This window comes from Streptomyces sp. AMJ-169 (genome assembly GCF_055597585.1).
In genome coordinates this window covers 230,531-247,877 of sequence record NZ_JBVLTJ010000007.1, presented here as the reverse complement: position 1 = coordinate 247,877, position 17,347 = coordinate 230,531, and the positions used below count along the sequence as shown (strand labels likewise).

Annotated in this window: 14 protein-coding genes; 8 read left to right on the top strand and 6 right to left on the bottom strand. The window is 71.5% G+C overall.

The genetic code is table 11. The features are described 5' to 3' along the window. Positions 1-60 precede the first annotated feature (60 nt). Positions 61-1,008, bottom strand: coding sequence for an SDR family oxidoreductase (locus tag ACYUD3_RS19500; RefSeq protein ID WP_470971514.1), 948 nt, complete (start codon positions 1,006-1,008; stop codon positions 61-63). A 132-nt stretch (positions 1,009-1,140) separates the two neighbouring features. Here ACYUD3_RS19500 and ACYUD3_RS19495 point away from each other — a divergent pair, with 132 nt between their 5' ends. The 5 genes from ACYUD3_RS19495 to ACYUD3_RS19475 all read left to right on the top strand — a co-directional run bounded on the left by ACYUD3_RS19495 (position 1,141) and on the right by ACYUD3_RS19475 (position 5,733). Next, positions 1,141-1,716 carry a TetR/AcrR family transcriptional regulator gene (locus tag ACYUD3_RS19495; protein ID WP_470971511.1) on the top strand — a complete coding sequence of 192 codons (576 nt, stop codon included), beginning with the start codon at positions 1,141-1,143 and terminating at the stop codon, positions 1,714-1,716. 74 nt (positions 1,717-1,790) lie between these two features. After that, the gene (pgm, locus tag ACYUD3_RS19490; protein WP_470971509.1) at positions 1,791-3,431 is read left to right on the top strand and encodes a phosphoglucomutase (alpha-D-glucose-1,6-bisphosphate-dependent); all 1,641 of its coding nucleotides are present in this window, start codon (positions 1,791-1,793) and stop codon (positions 3,429-3,431) included. Between the two features lie 235 nt (positions 3,432-3,666). Further along, the gene (locus tag ACYUD3_RS19485; RefSeq protein WP_470971507.1) at positions 3,667-4,902 is read left to right on the top strand and encodes a cation:proton antiporter; all 1,236 of its coding nucleotides are present in this window, start codon (positions 3,667-3,669) and stop codon (positions 4,900-4,902) included. A 49-nt stretch (positions 4,903-4,951) separates the two neighbouring features. Then, positions 4,952-5,230 carry a DUF3040 domain-containing protein gene (locus ACYUD3_RS19480; protein WP_470971505.1) on the top strand — a complete coding sequence of 93 codons (279 nt, stop codon included), beginning with the start codon at positions 4,952-4,954 and terminating at the stop codon, positions 5,228-5,230. Between the two features lie 68 nt (positions 5,231-5,298). Further along, positions 5,299-5,733 (top strand): hypothetical protein, encoded by a 435-nt coding sequence (locus ACYUD3_RS19475; RefSeq protein WP_470971503.1) that lies wholly within the window; start codon positions 5,299-5,301, stop codon positions 5,731-5,733. 82 nt (positions 5,734-5,815) lie between these two features. On the opposite strand, the gene ACYUD3_RS19470 is transcribed toward ACYUD3_RS19475, so the two are convergent. From ACYUD3_RS19470 to ACYUD3_RS19450, 5 genes are all read right to left on the bottom strand, one after another. Further along, positions 5,816-7,852 (bottom strand): RICIN domain-containing protein, encoded by a 2,037-nt coding sequence (locus ACYUD3_RS19470; RefSeq protein ID WP_470971500.1) that lies wholly within the window; start codon positions 7,850-7,852, stop codon positions 5,816-5,818. 102 nt (positions 7,853-7,954) lie between these two features. Continuing rightward, positions 7,955-9,982, bottom strand: coding sequence for a beta-galactosidase (locus ACYUD3_RS19465; RefSeq protein ID WP_470971498.1), 2,028 nt, complete (start codon positions 9,980-9,982; stop codon positions 7,955-7,957). Positions 9,983-10,057: 75 nt separating this feature from the next. Continuing rightward, on the bottom strand, positions 10,058-11,401 hold the full coding sequence (locus tag ACYUD3_RS19460; protein WP_470971495.1) for an ABC transporter substrate-binding protein: 1,344 nt from the start codon (positions 11,399-11,401) through the stop codon (positions 10,058-10,060). Positions 11,402-11,502: 101 nt separating this feature from the next. After that, positions 11,503-12,423, bottom strand: a complete 921-nt coding sequence (locus tag ACYUD3_RS19455) for a carbohydrate ABC transporter permease (protein ID WP_470971493.1) — start codon at positions 12,421-12,423, stop codon at positions 11,503-11,505. Positions 12,424-12,429: 6 nt separating this feature from the next. Then, positions 12,430-13,356 (bottom strand): carbohydrate ABC transporter permease, encoded by a 927-nt coding sequence (locus ACYUD3_RS19450; RefSeq protein WP_470971491.1) that lies wholly within the window; start codon positions 13,354-13,356, stop codon positions 12,430-12,432. Positions 13,357-13,575: 219 nt separating this feature from the next. Here ACYUD3_RS19450 and ACYUD3_RS19445 point away from each other — a divergent pair, with 219 nt between their 5' ends. The 3 genes from ACYUD3_RS19445 to ACYUD3_RS19435 all read left to right on the top strand — a co-directional run bounded on the left by ACYUD3_RS19445 (position 13,576) and on the right by ACYUD3_RS19435 (position 17,347). Beyond that, a complete protein-coding gene (locus tag ACYUD3_RS19445; RefSeq protein WP_470971488.1) occupies positions 13,576-14,649 on the top strand; it encodes a LacI family DNA-binding transcriptional regulator in 1,074 nt (357 codons plus the stop codon). 140 nt (positions 14,650-14,789) lie between these two features. Then, entirely contained in the window at positions 14,790-15,563 is a 774-nt protein-coding gene (locus tag ACYUD3_RS19440) for an MHYT domain-containing protein (protein ID WP_470971486.1), read from the top strand. A gap of 44 nt (positions 15,564-15,607) precedes the next feature. Next, positions 15,608-17,347 (top strand): S1 family peptidase, encoded by a 1,740-nt coding sequence (locus tag ACYUD3_RS19435; RefSeq protein WP_470971483.1) that lies wholly within the window; start codon positions 15,608-15,610, stop codon positions 17,345-17,347.

The following is a 17,347-nucleotide window of genomic DNA, read 5'->3' as shown; positions in this document are numbered from 1 at the left end:
GTACGACGTCGAAGGGGCCGGACTTGACACGGTCCGGCCCCTCCAGCGCCCCTCAGACCCTCACCACCCCCGCAGCTCCGAAGCCGTCTTCCCCTCCCGGGACGTGAAGTAGTGCCCCGCGTCCAGGTCCGCGATCAGCCCCGGCCCCTGCGGCTCCCAGCCCAGCAGCTCCCGTGTACGGGCGCTCGACGCCGGCGAGTCGAGGCCGACGAAGCCGCCGAGCCAGCCGAAGTGCTCGCCCGCCCGCTCGGCCGGGACCGGCTCGACCGGCAGCCCGGTGCCCCGCCCGATCGCCTCCGCGACCTCGCGCAGCGACACCCCTTCCTCCGCGTTGCCGTGCAGCACCGACCCGGCCGGCGCCTTCTCCAGCGCGAGCCGGAACAGCCGGGCCACGTCCGAGCGGTGGCCCGCGGGCCAGCGGGCGGAGCCGTCACCGACGTACCCGGCGACCCCGCGCGTACGGGCCGTGTCGATCAGGGTCAGCATGAAGCCGTAGTCGCCGTCCCCGTGGACGGTCGGGGGCAGCCGGACGACCGACGAGCGGACGCCGCGTTCGGCGAGGGCGACCGCCGCGGTGGTGTTGGCGTGCCGGTCGTGGGCTCCGCCCGTCGTCCCGGCGGGCAGGACGTCCTCCTCCGTCGCCGTCTGTCCCGCGGCGACCATCAGCAGGCCGGCCGCCAGCACGAACGGCCGGTCCGAGCCGGCCAGCGCGTCGCCGAACGCCTCCAGGGCCCGCCGGTCGATGGCGACGGCCTCGGGGAAATCGCCGCTGAAGGCGATCTCGTGCGCGAACGCCAGATGCACCACCCCGTCCGACCCGGCCGCCGCGTCCTTCAGCACCTCCACGTCGGCCAGCGAACCGCGCCGCACCTCGGCCCCGGCCGCCTTCAGCGCGTCGGCCGAGGAGTCGGAGCGGGCCAGGGCCACGACCTCATGTCCCGCCCCCAGCAGCTCGGGCACCACGGCCGAACCGATCCAGCCGGACGCGCCCGTGACGAATACCCGCATGGGAGACCTCCCTGAGAGACCGGGGCCAGGGCAGAGCCCTCCCCGGAGAAGCGCCGGCACCCCTTCGATGTCAGTCACTGACATCGACCCTACGCTCGATGTCAGGAACTGTCATCACGGTAGGATCGCGCCATGAGCAGATGGCAGCCCGACGCACGCGGCCGGCTGGAGAAGGCCGCGCTGGAGCTGTACGCCGAGCGCGGCTACGAACGCACGACGGTCGCCGAGATCGCCGAGCGGGCCGGTCTCACCGAGCGCACGTTCTTCCGGCACTACGCCGACAAACGCGAAGTCCTCTTCGGCGCCGCGGGCGGGATGGCCGACGTCATCGTCGACGCCGCCTCCGCCGCCCCCGAGGACGCCCCGCCCGTCGACGTCGTCGCCACCGTCCTCGACGCGCTCGCCGCCTGCTTCCCCGAGGAGCGCCGGCCCTTCTCGCGCCGCCGGCAGGCCGTCATCGACGCCCACCCCGAACTGCGCGAACGCGAACTCATCAAGATGGCCCGGCTCTCCGCCGCCCTCTCCGGGGTGCTGCGCGAGCGCGGGACGGCCGGGCCGACGGCGGACCTCGCCGCCGAGGCCGGGGTCGCCGTCTTCAAGGTCGCGTTCGGCTGCTGGATCGGGGCGGACGAGAGCCGGGACATGAGGACGCTGATGGGCGAGAGCCTGGACCGGCTCAGGGCGGTGACAGCGGGCGGACAGCACTGACCCCAGCTTTCCGCCTACCCTCCGGGCAAGGAAAGATGGTCCCTGACCAGGGAACGAACCGATGCGGAGGAACCATGCGGCACGAGCGAGCGGGCAGGCCGGCCGGAGCCGAGGACCTTGTCGACGTGGCCCGGCTGGTCACCGCGTACTACGCGCTGCACCCCGACCCCGCCGACCCCGGCCAGCGGGTCGCCTTCGGCACCTCGGGACACCGCGGCTCGGCGCTGAACACCGCGTTCAACGAGGACCACATCGCCGCCACCAGCCAGGCCATCGTCGAGTACCGCGCCCAACAGGGCACCGACGGGCCGCTGTTCCTCGGCGCCGACACCCACGCCCTGTCGGAACCCGCCAAAGTCACGGCGCTTGAGGTCTTCGCCGCCAACGGCGTCACCGTCCTGATCGACAGCGCCGACGGCTACACCCCCACCCCGGCGGTCTCCCACGCGATCCTCGCCCACAACCGGGGCCGCACGACCGCCCTCGCCGACGGCGTCGTCGTCACCCCCTCCCACAACCCGCCCGCCGACGGCGGCTTCAAGTACAACCCCCCGTCCGGCGGCCCCGCCGCCTCCGACGCCACCTCCTGGATCCAGGACCGCGCCAACCAGATCATCGCCTCCGGCCTGAAGGACGTCCGCCGCCTGCCCTACACCCAGGCCCTGGCCGCCGACACGACGGGCCGGTACGACTTCCTCGGCACGTACGTCGCCGACCTCCCCGGCGTCCTCGACCTGGACGCGATCCGCGCGGCCGGCGTCCGCATCGGCGCCGACCCGCTCGGCGGCGCCTCCGTCGCCTACTGGGGCCGCATCGCCGAACAGCACGGCCTCGACCTCACCGTCGTCAACCCGCACACCGACCCCACCTGGCGCTTCATGACGCTCGACTGGGACGGCCAGATCCGCATGGACTGCTCCTCGCCCTACGCGATGGCCTCCCTCATCGAGCAGCGCGACCGCTACGACATCGCCACCGGCAACGACGCCGACGCCGACCGGCACGGCATCGTCACCCCCGACGCCGGCCTGATGAACCCCAACCACTACCTCGCCGTCGCCATCGACTACCTCTACCGCCACCGCTCCGGCTGGCCGCAGACGGCCGGGATCGGCAAGACCCTCGTCTCCTCGTCGATGATCGACCGCGTCGCCGCGGGCCTCGGCCGCACCCTCGTCGAAGTCCCCGTCGGCTTCAAGTGGTTCGTCGACGGGCTCGCGGGCGGCACGCTCGGCTTCGGCGGCGAGGAGTCGGCCGGCGCCTCCTTCCTGCGCCGCGACGGCTCCGTGTGGACCACCGACAAGGACGGCCTCATCCTCGCCCTGCTGGCCGCCGAGATCACCGCCGTCACCGGCGAGACCCCCTCCCGGCACTACGCCGCGCTCACCGGCCGTTTCGGCGAGCCCGCCTACGCCCGTGTCGACGCGCCCGCGACCCGCGAGGAGAAGGCGCTCCTCGCGAAGCTGTCGCCGGCCCAGGTCACCGCCACCACCCTCGCCGGCGAGGACATCACCGGCGTGCTCACCGAGGCGCCCGGCAACGGCGCCGCGCTCGGCGGGATCAAGGTCACCACCGAGAACGCCTGGTTCGCGGCGCGGCCCTCCGGGACCGAGGACGTGTACAAGATCTACGCCGAGTCCTTCCAGGGGGGCGAGCACCTCGCGCGGGTGCAGGAGGAGGCGAAGACGGTGGTGCTGAACGCGCTGGGCGGCTGAGCGGTGAGGCGCCGACCGCCTGTCTTACAAGCAGGTTGTCGGCGCCCTGTTCGGCGTAGGGGGGAAATGGGTGTCGCCCCCGATACCGCCAACTCCTCCGTAACGGCAAGCTGGTGAACAGGCCCGGGGAGACCGGACCCGGGTCGTCCAGCCCTTCCCGTTCAAGGAGGACACCCCATCCACTCCCCACGCGCAGCACTGCCCCGTCCCCAGCCCGCCCGGCGGGAGGTGACCCATGGGACACGCTGACTCCCTGCTCGCCCTCGGCGGAGCCTTCGTCGCCGCCGCCGTCCTGGCCCGCCTCGGCAACCGCTTCGGACTGCCGACGATCCCCCTGTTCACCCTCGCGGGCATCCTGCTCGGCCCCCACACGCCGGGCCTCGTGCTCGTGCACGACGCGCACGACTTCGAGATGCTCTCCGCGCTCGGCCTGGTCCTGCTGCTGTTCTACCTGGGCCTCGAGTTCCACGTCGACGACCTCAAGGACGGCGGCCGGCGGCTGCTGCTCGCGGGCGGCAGCTATCTGCTGCTGAACGTCGGCGCGGGCCTCGCCTTCGGCTTCGGCCTCGGCTGGGGGACGCGCGAGGCGCTGGTCCTCGCCGGGGTGCTCGGCATCTCCTCGTCCGCGATCGTCACCAAGATCCTGATCGACCTGGGCCGCATAGGCCGTCCCGAGACGAAGATCGTCCTCGGGGTCATCGTCGTCGAGGACATCTTCCTCGCCCTCTACCTGGCGGTCCTGCAACCGGTCATCGGCGGTGCCGAGGGCGGGGTCGAGATCGCCTGGCAGGTGGCGAAGGCGTTCGGCTTCCTGCTCGTCCTCGCGACCGCCGCCCGCTACGGCACCCGCCTCGTCGCCCGGCTCATCCACGTCCGGGACGACGAACTCCTCGTCATCAGCTTCCTCGGCGCGGCCGTCCTGGTCGCCGGGGTCTCCGAGTACCTGGGCGTCGCCGACGCCATCGGCGCGTTCATGGTCGGCCTCATCTTCGGCGCCACCCCCTCCGGGCCGCGCATCCGCAGCCTGGTCCACCCGCTGCGCGACGCCTTCGCGGCCATCTTCTTCTTCGCGTTCGGCCTCGCCATCGACCCCGGCGACCTCGCCGCCGTCCTCGCCCCCGTCGCCGTGGCGGTCGCCCTGACCGTCGCGATGAACATGGCCGCGGGCCTCATCGTGGCCCGCCTGTACGGCTACCGGGCGCGCGAAGCGGTCATGATCGCCGCGACCCTCCTCGCGCGCGGCGAGTTCGCGCTGATCCTCGCGGCCATGGCGGCCGGCGCCGGACTCGACAGCAGGCTCGCCCCGTTCATCGCCGGGTACGTCCTCGTCCTCGCCGTCCTCGGACCGCTCGCGGCGGGCCGCGTGAACGCCATGAACAAAAGGGAGTTGATGGCTCCGCCGACGACTGAAGAAGCCTCAGCGGCGGAAGAGACCAGGCAAAGGGACCCCGTCACGGCCCCCGACCGGTAGACGGACCCTCAGGCCCAGGGCCCGGGTGCGGGCCCGGACGGGAGGAACCGTGTCCGAACGCGAGGACGACCGCCTCCAGGCCCTGGCGTCCGCCACCGAACGCGACGACGCCCGCTTCGCCAGAGCCCTGGCCAGCGGCAGACCCGAGTGCCCCCGCGAGTACCGGCGCGGGCGCGCCTGGTGGTCCCTCGCGGGGGCCGGGGCCGTCCTCGCCGCCGGCATCGCCCTGCCCCACGGGCTGCTGCTGGCGACGGGGCTGGTCCTCGCGGGGATGGCGGCGAGCCTGTTCGACCCGCACCGGCGCCATCCCGGGCAGGGGCCGCGCTGAACAGGGGCGTCCCGGCGGACGTACCTGTGTGCGTACGCGTACCCCGTCCCACCCCGGAGCCGACCGCCGTGCCCCACCACGTCCGAACCGCCGCCCTCGCCCTCCTCCTGCTCGGCCTCACCACCGCGTGCGGCGGTGGTGAACCGGCCGGAGGGAAAGGGGAGTCGGCCGCGCCCGCCGCCCAAGTCGTCGCGCCCGCCAAGGTCGAGGTCATCGCCGGGCTCACCGGCTGCACCGCCGCCATCCGCATCGAGGCCGAGGAACTGCGCCAGGGCAGCTGCCGTACGGCGAAGGGCGATTACATCATCGCCACGTTCCCGAAGGACAGCCTCAAGGACACCTGGCTGGACGCGGCCTCCGTGTACGGCGGGACGTACATCGTCGGGCCGCAGTGGGCGGTCGGCGGGAAGGAGGACGTGCTGCGGAAGCTCCAGCCGTCCATCGGGGGGCAGTTGGTGGAGCTGACGGGGACCGGGCCCAGCCCGTTGCCGAGCAGCACCTGAGCGAGCCGCACAGGAGAAAGGGCCCCTCCGAAGAGGGGCCCTCCTATATATGGGGCTCAATCGGCCCGCCGCTGTACGGAACTCAGTTCACCCGGGCGATCCGCCACCGCTGGTTCGCCCCCGAGTTGGCCAGCCACGTCGTCACGGCCGCCCCCTCGTTCGTCGACTGCCCGCCGACCTCCAGGAGCCGCCCGGTCGCCGCGTTCACCAGCGTCCAGGTCCCGTCGCCCGTGGTCGACGCGATCCACTCGGTTGCCGGGTCACGCCGACCGGTGTCCGCCTCGATCACCGGGACGTCGTCGCGCACCGCGAGCCGCTTGCCCTCCGCAGGGTTCGAGAAGACATACCGCAGCCGGTTGCCCGTTGTGCCGTACACCGCGTCGAGCCGCCACTGCTGGGCGGGCGCCCCGGTCGCCGAGTTGATGACCAGGCTCGTGCCGCCGGAGGAGACGGTCACCGCCTTGTTGCTCTGCACGCCGGTCAGCGTGTACGCCTTGCCCTTGCTGAACAGGCTGGCGTCCTTCGCGACCCCGGAGACACCCGTGACCGCGAACGACGTCACGGACTGCGCGGGGACGGTGTACGTCGCCTTGCCGTCGACGACCTTGACGGCCGCCTGCCGCACCAGCTTGCCGTCGGCGTCCGTCACGGTCGGCGTGACCGTCGCCTTCTTGTCGATCCTCCCGAACCGGGAGAGGTCGATGGTGACCGTGCGCGGCGCGGTCGTGGAGTTGACGTGGACGAGGGAGGCGCCCTTGCCGTCCTTCGTCACGGCGGCGGCGCTGGAGGTGTCGTCCACCTTGATCAGGCTGTCGCCGGGCTTGATGAAGTGGGTGAAGTTGCGGGCCGTGTCGAACTTGGTGTTGGTGTGGATCGGGCAGGATGTAAGGGTGTCCTTCGACGTGCAGCTGAACGGCAGCTGGATGGAACCCCAGTTGCCGCCCTTGGCGGACTCGCCGCCCGGCTTCATGTTGTCGTAGTCCTCGACCGGCTGCCAGAACACCCAGGCCCTGGGCTCCAGTTCGCGCAGGTCGTTCACCATCTGCTGGGCGAGGCCGAGCCCCGGGCGCATGTCGGTGAAGCTCTGCCCGTCGCCCCAGTCGCCCTCGACCTCGCTCATCCACAGCGGCTTGTCGGCCGCCTTGGCGAGGTCGCGCACGGTGGTGCGCTGGCCGGTGCCGTAGGTGTGGACGTTCATTTGCCCGACGAGGTCCTTGGACGCCTGCGAGTAGGAGTTCCAATTGCTCGCGAACAGGCCCGGGTTGGTCTCGTCCATCGCCGATATCCCGGCGCCCACCTTGGCCTTCCTCAGCGCGGGCGCGAGCGCGGCGAGGACCTTCTCCTGCATCGCGGGCCCGATGTGCGCGCCCTCCTGACGGCCGCCCACCGGCTGGCCGTCCGCGCCCAGCCGGGTGCCCCAGTAACCGGTGTTGGGCTCGTTGAACGGGTCGATCGTGTCGACCTTGATGCCCGAGGACTTCTCCAGACGCTTCGTCGCCCCCGCGAGGTAGGCGGCGAAGTCGTTCACCGAACTCGCCTTCAGCTGCTCGTCGTTGGCATTGAACCCGCCCGACACGTAGCCGCTCTCGGTCATGAACCACGGGGGCGAGTTGGAGAACGTCTCCCAGTGGGTGATGTCGTTCTTGATCCGGTTCACCCACCAGCGCTGGGTGGCGTCCGCCTTGTCGTTCCAGTCAGCGGGGTCGTCCGCGTTCCACCAGCTGGTGTCGGTGCGGGTGGTGCCGGCCGGCGCCTTCCACCAGCCCTCGACCGCGCCCCCGGCCCGCAAGTAGTCCTTGACATCAGGGGCGTTGCCGCCGCCGATGTTGTAACGGGCGATGTTCAGCGCGAGCCCGTCGTCCCCGAAGAGCAGCTTGGCGAGCTTCTCCCGGACCTCCTTCGGATAGTTCCCGGTGGCGTTCGCGAACCACACCAGGCTGGTGCCCCAGCCCTCGAACTTCTCCTGCTTGTACGACGGATCGGGCTGGACGGTGACCGCCGCGGTGGCCGTATCGGCCTGGGCGAGCGGCGCGGGGACGGTCAGCAGGGCCGCCCCGGTCGCCAGCGCGGTCATCGAAGCGGTTCCCAGGAACCGTCTGCCGCGGGTGAGTCGTGCCATCGTGTGCTCCCAGCTCTCATAGGTGGAAACGCTGCACAGGGTGTGAAAAAGGGGCCGGCTGTGCGGAACCGGCCCCTCCAGTAAGGGGAATTACCCCCGTACTCAGGCCAAGGGACGCCGTACGACGGTCACTTCACGCGGGCCCAGGGTGAGGCTGCCGTACAGCACCTCGCCCGCGAAAGACCCCAGCTCCACCGTCTCGTCGGTCCGGTTGACGAGGAACAGGAACCGCTCCGCCGCCCCGGCCCGTACGGTCAGCTCGACGCGCCCGCGCGCCTCGGCGGGCAGCTCGCTCTCCACACCGGCCGGCTCGAGCAGGCGCGGCAGCAGCGCGGTGAGCCCCTCGACGCCGAGCCGCGTCGAGACGTACGCGGCCGAACCGCGCCCGGTGTTGCGGCGGGTGACGGCCGGGCGGCCCGACTGCTCGCCGGAGGTGTAGCGGGCCAGGACCTCGGTGCGCTCGTCGGCGAGGTCGACGCGGTCGGTCCACAGGGTGCCGGTCGTGCCGTCGTCCAGGGTGACCGACTCGTGGGCCAGCAGCGGGGCGAACTCCTCGACGCGGATGCCGAGCAGCTCACGCAGGGCGCCGGGGTAGCCGCCGAGCCAGATGTGGTCGTTCTCGTCGACGACGCCGGAGAAGTACGTGGTGACGAGGTGGCCGCCCTGCTCGGCGTACCGGGTCAGCTCCTTGGCGAGCGCGGCCGGCATCACGTGCAGGACCGGCGCGATCAGGACGTCGTAGCGGGAGAAGTCGGCCGTCTTCGTGATCAGGTCGGCGCGCACGCCCAGGGCGAGCAGCGCGGAGTACCAGTCCAGGCCCTCCTGGCGGTACTTGAGGAGGTCGGTGGGGTGGGAGTCCAGCTCGCTGGCCCACCACGAGTCCCAGTCGAAGACGATGCCGACGCGGGCGCTCTCGCGGTCCGAACCGGCCACCGGGGCGAGGGTCTTGAGGGTCGCGCCGAGGGCGGCGACCGCGCGGAAGACCTCGCTGTCCGCGCCGGCATGCGGGACCATCGCCGAGTGGTACTTCTCGGCGCCGGCCGCCGACTGCCGCCACTGGAAGTAGCAGACGGCGTCCGCGCCGTGCGCCACGTGCAGCAGGGCGTCGCGGGCCAGCTCGCCGGGGCGCTTGGCGACGTTCACCGGCTGCCAGTTGACGGCGCTGGTGGAGTGCTCCATCAGGAACCAGGGCTTGCCGTGCGCGATGCCGCTGGTGAGGTTCGCGGAGAACGACAGCTCGTCGCGCGACTGCGGACCGGGGTGCACGTAGTGGTCGTTGGAGACGAAGTCGATCTCCTGCGCCCAGTCCGCGTAGTCCATGCCCTTCGTCTCGCCCATCACCATGAAGTTGGTGGTCACGGGGACGTCCGGGGTGATCTCCTTCAGCAGGTCGCGCTCGGCCCGCAGATGGTCCTTCAGGACGTCCGAGGAGAACCGCTTGAAGTCCAGCTGCTGCGTCGGGTTCGGGTGCGAGGCCGCGAGCCGCGGGGGCAGGATCTGCTCCCAGTCGGTGTAGCGCTGGGACCAGAACGCCGTGCCCCAGGCGTGGTTGAGGGCCTCCAGCGTGCCGTAGCGGGCGCGCAGCCAGCCGCGGAAGGCGCGGGCGGCGTCGTCGGAGTAGTCGTACACGTTGTGGCAGCCCAGCTCGTTGGAGACGTGCCAGGCGACCAGCGCGGGGTGGTCCTTGTAGCGGTTCGCCAGCTCGCGCACCAGGCGCAGGGCGTACTCGCGGAAGACGGGGGAGGTGGGCCGCCAGTGCTGGCGGGCGCCCGGCCAGAGGGTCTCGCCGGTCGCGGTGACCGGGAGGATCTCGGGGTGGGCCGTGGTCAGCCACGGCGGCGGGGACGCGGTCGCGGTGGCGAGGTCGACGCCTATGCCGCCCGCGTGCAGCAGGTCCATGACCTCGTCGAGCCAGCCGAAGTCCCAGCTGTCCGGGGCGGGCTGGAGCCGCGCCCAGGAGAAGATCGCCACGGAGACGACGTTCACGCCCGCCTCCCGCATGAGGCGGATGTCCTCCTCCCACACCTCCCGGGGCCACTGCTCGGGGTTGTAGTCGGCGCCGTAGCCGAAGCGGGGGGCGAGGTCACCGTCCGTCCCGCGCCCGGCGCGGGTGTGGAGGGTGGAGATCATGGCGGTCCTTCCCAAGGGGTGGGGCACGGGGGCGGCGCGCCGCGGGGGGCGCGCCGCCCGGTCAGTCCGAGAGGGCTACTTCTCGATGGTGAAGCCCTGCTCCTGGCCGTACTTGACCGAAGCGTCCTGCCAGGACTTCAGACCCTGCGCGAGGGTCGTGGAGGACACGTACGCCTTGCCGACCGTGTCGTTGAAGATCGAGTTGGCGTACGGCTGGAAGGGGAGGTACGACCAGCCGGTGCCGACGTTCGCCGCGGACTCGGCGAAGATCTTGTTGGCCTCCTGGCCGCCGAAGTAGTCGAACTTCTTGGCCTGGAACGAGGCCGACTGGAGCTCCGCCTTGGTGGCGGGGAAGGCGCCCTCGGAGACCCGCGTGGTGACCCCGTCACCGGCGTTGGCGTACTGCACGAACGCGTACGCCAGCTCCTTGTTCTTGCTGAGCGCGGGGACGGTCAGCGAGCTGCCGCCGTTCTCCGAGGTCGTCTTGTCGCCCTTGGTCCAGGCGGGCATGGCCGCGGCGCGCCACTGGCCGGAGGCGTTGGGGACGCCGGTGGTGAAGTTCGCGGGCATCCAGGCGCCGGTCGCGAGGGTGGCGATGGTGCCGTCGCCCAGGCCCTTGTACCAGTCGTCGGTCCAGCCGGTGACCGGGGCGAGCAGCTTCTCGTCGATCAGCTTCTGCCAGACCGTCTCGAACTTCTTGGCGCCCGCGTCGTCGAAGTTGATCCCGACCTTGGTGCCGTCGACCTTGTAGGGGCGCGAGCCGGCCTGCCACAGCATGGAGGTCGTGAAGCCCGCGTCGCCGGTGTCGTTGGCGATGTACGCCTTCGGGTCGGCCTTGTGCAGCTTGCGGGCCGCGTCCAGGTACTCGTCCCACGTGGTCGGGACGGCGATCTTGTACTTGTCGAAGACCGTCTTGTTGTAGAACAGCGCCATCGGACCGGAGTCCATGGGCAGGCCCCACACGCTGGAGCCGCCGCCGGTGACCGAGTTCCACGGGCCGGCGGTGTACTTCGAGGCGAGCTTGTCGGCGCCGAAGGACTTGAGGTCGGTCAGGCCCTTGGTGAGGGAGTACTGGCCGAGCGCGAAGTACTCGACCTGGGCGACGTCCGGGACGCCCTTGCCGGCCGAGATCGCGTTGGACAGCGCCGTGTAGTGCTTGTCGCCGGAGCGCTCGCTGACCAGGTTGACCTTGACCTTGGGGTACTTCTTCTGGAAGTCGGCGGCCACCGTCTTCAGCGTGGGCTCCCAGGCCCAGACGGTGATGTCGCCGCCCTTGTCCAGGGCCGCCTGGAGGTCGCCCGCGGAGACGGCCTTCTGGCTGGAGTCGGAGCTGTCGGAGCCGCCGCAGGCGGTGGCGCCGAGGGCGATGGCGGAGGCGACGGCGACGCCGCGCAGGATGCGGCTCGTTGTTCTGCGCATGAGAGGTGTTTCCACTTCTTCGTGGGCTGGATCCGGGGTGAAGGTGGGGCTGTTACCGGTGATTCTGAATGGGGGGGTCTGTGGGCGCGCGCGAGGCGCGGCTACTCCTTGACGCTTCCGGCGGCGAGGCCGGACTGCCAGTACTTCTGGAGCAGCAGGAAGACGAGGATCAGCGGGATGATCGTCAGCAGCGAACCGGTGATCACGAGGTTGAAGATGACGTCACCGCCGATGGTCTGCGCCTGCGAGCTCCACGCGCTCAGGCCCAGCGTCAGCGGATACCAGTTCGGGTCCTTCAGCATGATCAGCGGCAGGAAGTAGTTGTTCCAGGTGGCGACCGTGGTGAACAGCAGCACGGTCACGATGCCCGGCGCCAGCAGCGGCAGCGCGACCTGGAAGAAGGTCCGCACCTCGCCGGCCCCGTCCATCCGGGCCGCCTCCAGCAGCTCCGTCGGGATCGCCTCGGCCGCGAACACCCACATCAGGTACAGGCCGAACGGCGACACCAGCGACGGGATGATCACCGCCCACGGAGTGTCGGTGAGCCCCATCTTGGAGAACATCAGGAACGTCGGCACCGCCAGCGCCGTACCCGGCACCGCGACCGCGCCGATGACGACGGCGAAGATGGCCTTCTTGCCGGGGAAGTCGAACTTCGCCAGCGCGTAGCCGCCGAGCACCGCGAGCAGGGTCGCGCCGCCCGCGCCGAGGACGACGTACAGCAGGGTGTTCAGCAGCCAGCGGCCGAAGATGCCGTCGTGGTAGGTGAACGTGTCGTGGATGTTGCTCCACAGGGCGAAGTCGTGCGCGAACCACAGGCCGTTGGACTCGGCCAGGCCGGTCTGGGTCTTGGTGGAGCTGATGATCAGCCAGATCAGCGGGATGACGGTGTAGAGGACCATCAGCGCCATCAGGGCGGTCAGCAGCTTGCTGCGGCGCGGCTTGCTCGCGCTGTACGGCTTGCGCGTCTTCAGCCGGGGGGCCCGCTTCGCGGGGGCGGGGGTCGTGACGGAAGTGGTCATCGCTTGTCACGCTCCCTTGCGCATACCGCGCAGCTGCACGACGTAGGCGACCGCCATGGTGATGACACCCATGATGATGGCGACCGTCGCGGAGTAGTTGTGCTGCTGGCCGTTGAAGGACAGCGAGTAGGTGTAGAAGTTCGGCGTGTAGTCCGTCGTCACCGAGTTCAGCGCCAGCGGGCGCAGGATGCTCGGCTCGTTGAAGAGCTGGAAGCTGCCGATGATCGAGAAGATCGTCGCGATGACCAGCGAACCGCGGATCGCGGGCAGCTTGATCGAGCGGATCACCCGCCACTGGCCGGCCCCGTCGATCTCCGCCGCCTCGTACAGCGAGGTCGGGATGACCCGCAGCGCCGAGTAGAAGATCAGCATGTTGTAGCCGACGAACTCCCAGGTCACGATGTTGCCGATGGAGGCGAGCACCCAGCTGGGGGAGAGCAGGTCGGGCAGCGTGATCCCGAACGCGTCGTTGAGGTCGCGCACCAGTCCGTACTTGGTGCCGTACATGAAGCCCCACATCAAGGTGGCGACCACCGCGGGGACCGCGTACGGCAGGAAGATCGTGATGCGGAAGAAGCTCTTGCCGTACAGCCGGCCGCTGTCCAGGGCCAGGGCGACCAGCAGGGCGATGCCCAGCATGATCGGGACCTGGATCAGCAGGAAGAACCCGACGCGGACGACGGAGTCCCAGAACTGCGAGTCCTGGAGCGCCTGCGTGTAGTTGTCCAGACCGACGAACTGGTTGCCGCCGATCAGCCGGTCCTGGAAGAGGCTCAGGTACACCGAGTAGGCGATCGGGGCCAGGAAGACCAGAGCGAACACGGCCACGAACGGACCGATGAACCCCCAGCCGGTCCAGGACCGGCGGTCCCTCTTCACCGGAGGCGGGGCCGGCCGCGGCTCGGCGGCGGCCGGCGGTTGCAGCGTCGTCATGATCGTTCCTCGCTCGTCCACTTCATGGAACCCGCGGGACCTCTGCGCCGCCCCGCGCGATGTTTACGTAAACATCAGCCAGCAAAAAAAGAGACTTGAGCTGTTATGTTTACGTAAACATCTGATGGCGGCATGTCTACACTCCCCCGATGACGCAGGTCAAGGGTCTTCAGGGAGAACATGGTCAAACGAGGTGAGAGGGGAGGTCGGGGGCAGGAAATGGACACGGCACGCAACATCCCGGCACGGGGGCCCGCACCGGCCGAGGCCGCGCGCGGAGGGGTCCGTACGAGCGTCTCGATGGCCGATGTCGCACGGCTCGCCGGCGTGTCGTCCCAGACCGTCTCGCGCGTGTCGAACGGCTACGAGGGCGTGACCGAGAACACCCGCAGGCAGGTCCTGGCCGCCATGCGCGAGCTCGGCTACCGACCCAACAGCGCCGCCCGCGCCCTCAAGCGCGGCGAGTTCCGCACCCTCGGTGTGATCACGTTCTCGCTCTCCTCGACCGGGAACGTACGCACGCTGGAGGCGATCGCGACCTCCGCCGCCGCCGAGGGGTACGCGGTGACCCTGCTGCCGGTCGCCGTCCCCACCCAGGACGAGGTCAGGGGCGCTTTCTCGCGCCTGGAGGAACTGGCCGTCGACGCGGTGATCGTCATCATGGAGGTCCACCTCCTGGACGCCGCGACCATCAGCCTCCCGCCGTACGTGCAGGTCGTGGTCGCCGACTCGGACGCGGGGGAGCGGTACACGGTCGTCGACACCGACCAGACCGGCGGCACCCGCACCGCCGTGCGGCATCTGCTCGGGCTCGGGCACGACACCGTCTGGCACCTCGCCGGGCCCGGCGACTCCTTCGCCGCCCAGCGCCGCACCGACGCCTGGGAGACCACGCTGGTCTCCGCCGGGCGGGAGGTGCCGCCGCTGGTGCGCGGGGACTGGTCGGCGGAGTCCGGCTACCGGGCCGGGCTCGAACTCGCCGCGCGCGAGGACTGCACGGCCGTCTTCGCCGCCAACGACCAGATGGCGCTGGGGCTGCTGCGCGCCCTGAACGAGAAGGGGCGCAGGGTCCCCGAGGACGTCAGCGTCATCGGCTTCGACGACATCCCGGAGGCCGGCTCCTTCCTGCCGCCGCTGACCACGCTGCACCAGGACTTCGCCGAGGTGGGCCGGCTCTGTGTGCAGGCGGTGCTGCGCAAGATGCGGCGGGACGGGCCGACGCACGGGACGACGCTGGTGCCGACCCGGCTGGTGATCAGGGAGAGCACGGCTCCGCCGCCGCCGAGGGGCTAGCCGGACCGACGGACCGTCATGTGAAGGAGTTGTGCTTGAATGGCGAATGAATCGGCCAAATGGCCGGTTCCCGCTGCCCTCTTGACGGGCGGTTCCCCCCTCGGAAACCACACCCCCTGTCGAAGAGAGGCGTCGGCACGTTGACCGCCACGCTGTCGGAATTCCACTACGGCCTCGTCACCCCGATCGCCGCCTACCTCATGGCCTGCGCGGGCTCCATGCTCGCCCTGCGCTGCACCACCCGCTCCCTGCGCCGCGTCCCCGGCCGCCGCCGCTGGACCTGGCTCGCCCTCGGCGCGGTCTGCCTCGGCTGCGGCATCTGGACCATGCACTTCATCGCCATGATCGGCTTCACCGTCGACGGCACCCTGCTGCGCTACGACGCCGGCCTCACCCTCCTCAGCCTCGCCGTCGCCATCGCCGTCGTCGCCCTCGGCGTCTTCCTCGTCGGCTACCGGGGCGCGGGCCCCGTCACCCTCGGCGTCGCCGGCACCGCGACCGGACTCGGCGTCGCCGCCATGCACTACATGGGCATGGCCGCCGTCCACGCCGGCGCCGACATCCGCTACGACACCACCGTCGTCGTCCTCTCCGTCGTCATCGCGGTCGTCGCCGCCACCGCCGCCCTGTGGGCCGCCGTCTCCATCAGCGCCGTCTGGGCCACCCTCGGCGCGAGCCTCGTCATGGGCGCCGCCGTCTGCGCCATGCACTACACCGGGATGGCCGCCGTCAGCGTCCACCTCACCCACGGCGCCGTCGGCGGGCAGTCCTCCGCGAGCCTGCTCTCCTTCATGCTCGCCATGCTGGTCGGACCGCTCGCCGTCCTGCTGCTCGCGGCCGTCGTCGTCATGTTCGACCCCGAGGTCGTCCTCGGCCGCGGGGAGTGGGAGGAGCGCGCGGCGCCGGTGCGCTGAGACAACTCGGGTGCGCCGGGGGTGAGTTGTCCTACTGTGGGGGGATGGGGAGCCATCACCATCAGGACAGTCCTTGGCGGGTGCGGGTGGACGACGGGCAGGGGGAACCCTGGGGCGCGGGGGTGCTGCTCGACGACCGGCACGTCCTGACCTGCGCCCACGTCGTACGCCGCGCGGGCGGGGAGGCCGGCGCGTTACAGGTCAGCAGCGTCGCCTGCGGCCGGGAGTGGACCCTCCCCGCCCGCCGCGCCCCCGGCACCTGGGTCCAGCCGGACACCGGACGCGGCGACGTCGCCCTCCTCGAACTCGCCGAACCCGCCGACTGCGGACTCACCACCCGGCTGTGGAAGGTCCCCGTCTCCGGCGGCCGGGTCCGCGCCTACGGCTTCCCCGACGCCGAGCCCTACTACGGCATCGCCGCCGAGGCCCAGCTCCTCGGCTCCGGCGGCCGCAGCGGCGAATGGGTCCAGCTGCGCCGCATCAGCGCCGGCGACCCCTGGATCGCGGCCGGCTACTCCGGCGCCGGAGTCCTCGCGCTGGAGGGGGAGCACGCCGGGAAGGTCATCGGCATCGTCGTCGCCGACTACACCGACGGCTCCGCCCGCGCCGCCTGGATGCTGCCCACCGAGACCATCCTCAGCTACCTCCCGCAACTGCGCGCCGGCGGCGAACCCGCCGTGGTCGCCCCGCACCTCCACGCCGGCCGGCTCGCGGACGACTCCCCGCTGCTCCCCGACGACGTCCTCACCGACCCCCTGCGCCTCGCCCTCACCCAGGAGCTGACCCGCCTCCTCGCCGGCGGCTTCACCGGCACCGCCGTCGTCAGCACCGACGCCACCACCGGCGCCGGCGACTCCTGGCTGGTCCGCCTCGTCCGCACCGCCGACCCCGCCGCCCGCGCCGCCGTCACCGACGCCGAACTCACCGGCGCCCCCCAGGACACCGTCCTCGGCCTCGGCGCCGTCGACGCCGCCTACGACGCGGGCGAACGCACCACCGACGACGTCCGCGGCTACCTCGCCCGCCGCTTCGGGCTCGCCGCCGACACCGACCGGGAACTGGTCTCCCGGCTGCTGCGCCGCACCCCGCCCGCCTGCGCCGTCATCGGCCGCGTCGACCGCGCCGCCGACCCCGCCACGCTCGTCTCCGGCCTCCTCGGCCCGCTCGCCCGCAGCGCCCGCACCCGGGGCCTCAGACTCGTCCTCGGCTTCGAGGGCCGCCCGCCCGACGGCCTCCCGCACGACATCCACCTCGACCCCGGACCCCTGCGCGCCGTCGCGCCCCGCACCGTCGAACCCGCCCACGCCGAAACGGCCGTGGCCGCCCTCGCCGCCGCCGAACAGGAGGCCGGCCGGCTGCGCACGCGCTACGCCGACCACTACTTCGCCCCGCCCCGGCTGCCCCCGCCGCTCGCCCCCGCCCTGCGCGTGCGCCTCGCCGTCGCCCGCACCACCGGCGGACCCGAGTCCGCCGCCGTCCTCGACCGCGCCGAACACGCCCGCGCCGCCGCCGAACGCTACTGCGCCGCCGTCCGCCGCATGGCCGCCGCCCACGAGGAACTCACCGTCCGGCTCGAACTCCACCGGGTGCGCGCCGCACGGCACTTCGGCGCCGAGGACCGCGCCCTGGGCGAACTGCACACCCCGGCCGCCCGCGCCCTGCGCACCGTCCCCGTCGACCTGCGCACCGCCCGCGACCTCGTACGCCGCTACGTCGACGAGACCGACCGGCGCATCGACGAAGCGGGACCGCCCGCCGAGGACTCACCCACCGACGGAGGCTGA

Bases quoted from the DNA above. Each gene is read 5' to 3' on its own strand.
- ACYUD3_RS19500 (WP_470971514.1), bottom strand. From the start codon at position 1,008: ATGCGGGTATTCGTCACGGGCGCGTCCGGCTGGATCGGTTCGGCCGTG.
- pgm (WP_470971509.1), top strand. From the start codon at position 1,791: ATGCGGCACGAGCGAGCGGGCAGGCCGGCCGGAGCCGAGGACCTTGTC.
- ACYUD3_RS19450 (WP_470971491.1), bottom strand. From the start codon at position 13,356: ATGACGACGCTGCAACCGCCGGCCGCCGCCGAGCCGCGGCCGGCCCCG.
- ACYUD3_RS19485 (WP_470971507.1), top strand. From the start codon at position 3,667: ATGGGACACGCTGACTCCCTGCTCGCCCTCGGCGGAGCCTTCGTCGCC.
- ACYUD3_RS19465 (WP_470971498.1), bottom strand. From the start codon at position 9,982: ATGATCTCCACCCTCCACACCCGCGCCGGGCGCGGGACGGACGGTGAC.
- ACYUD3_RS19455 (WP_470971493.1), bottom strand. From the start codon at position 12,423: ATGACCACTTCCGTCACGACCCCCGCCCCCGCGAAGCGGGCCCCCCGG.
- ACYUD3_RS19470 (WP_470971500.1), bottom strand. From the start codon at position 7,852: ATGGCACGACTCACCCGCGGCAGACGGTTCCTGGGAACCGCTTCGATG.
- ACYUD3_RS19495 (WP_470971511.1), top strand. From the start codon at position 1,141: ATGAGCAGATGGCAGCCCGACGCACGCGGCCGGCTGGAGAAGGCCGCG.
- ACYUD3_RS19460 (WP_470971495.1), bottom strand. From the start codon at position 11,401: ATGCGCAGAACAACGAGCCGCATCCTGCGCGGCGTCGCCGTCGCCTCC.
- ACYUD3_RS19435 (WP_470971483.1), top strand. From the start codon at position 15,608: ATGGGGAGCCATCACCATCAGGACAGTCCTTGGCGGGTGCGGGTGGAC.
- ACYUD3_RS19445 (WP_470971488.1), top strand. From the start codon at position 13,576: ATGGACACGGCACGCAACATCCCGGCACGGGGGCCCGCACCGGCCGAG.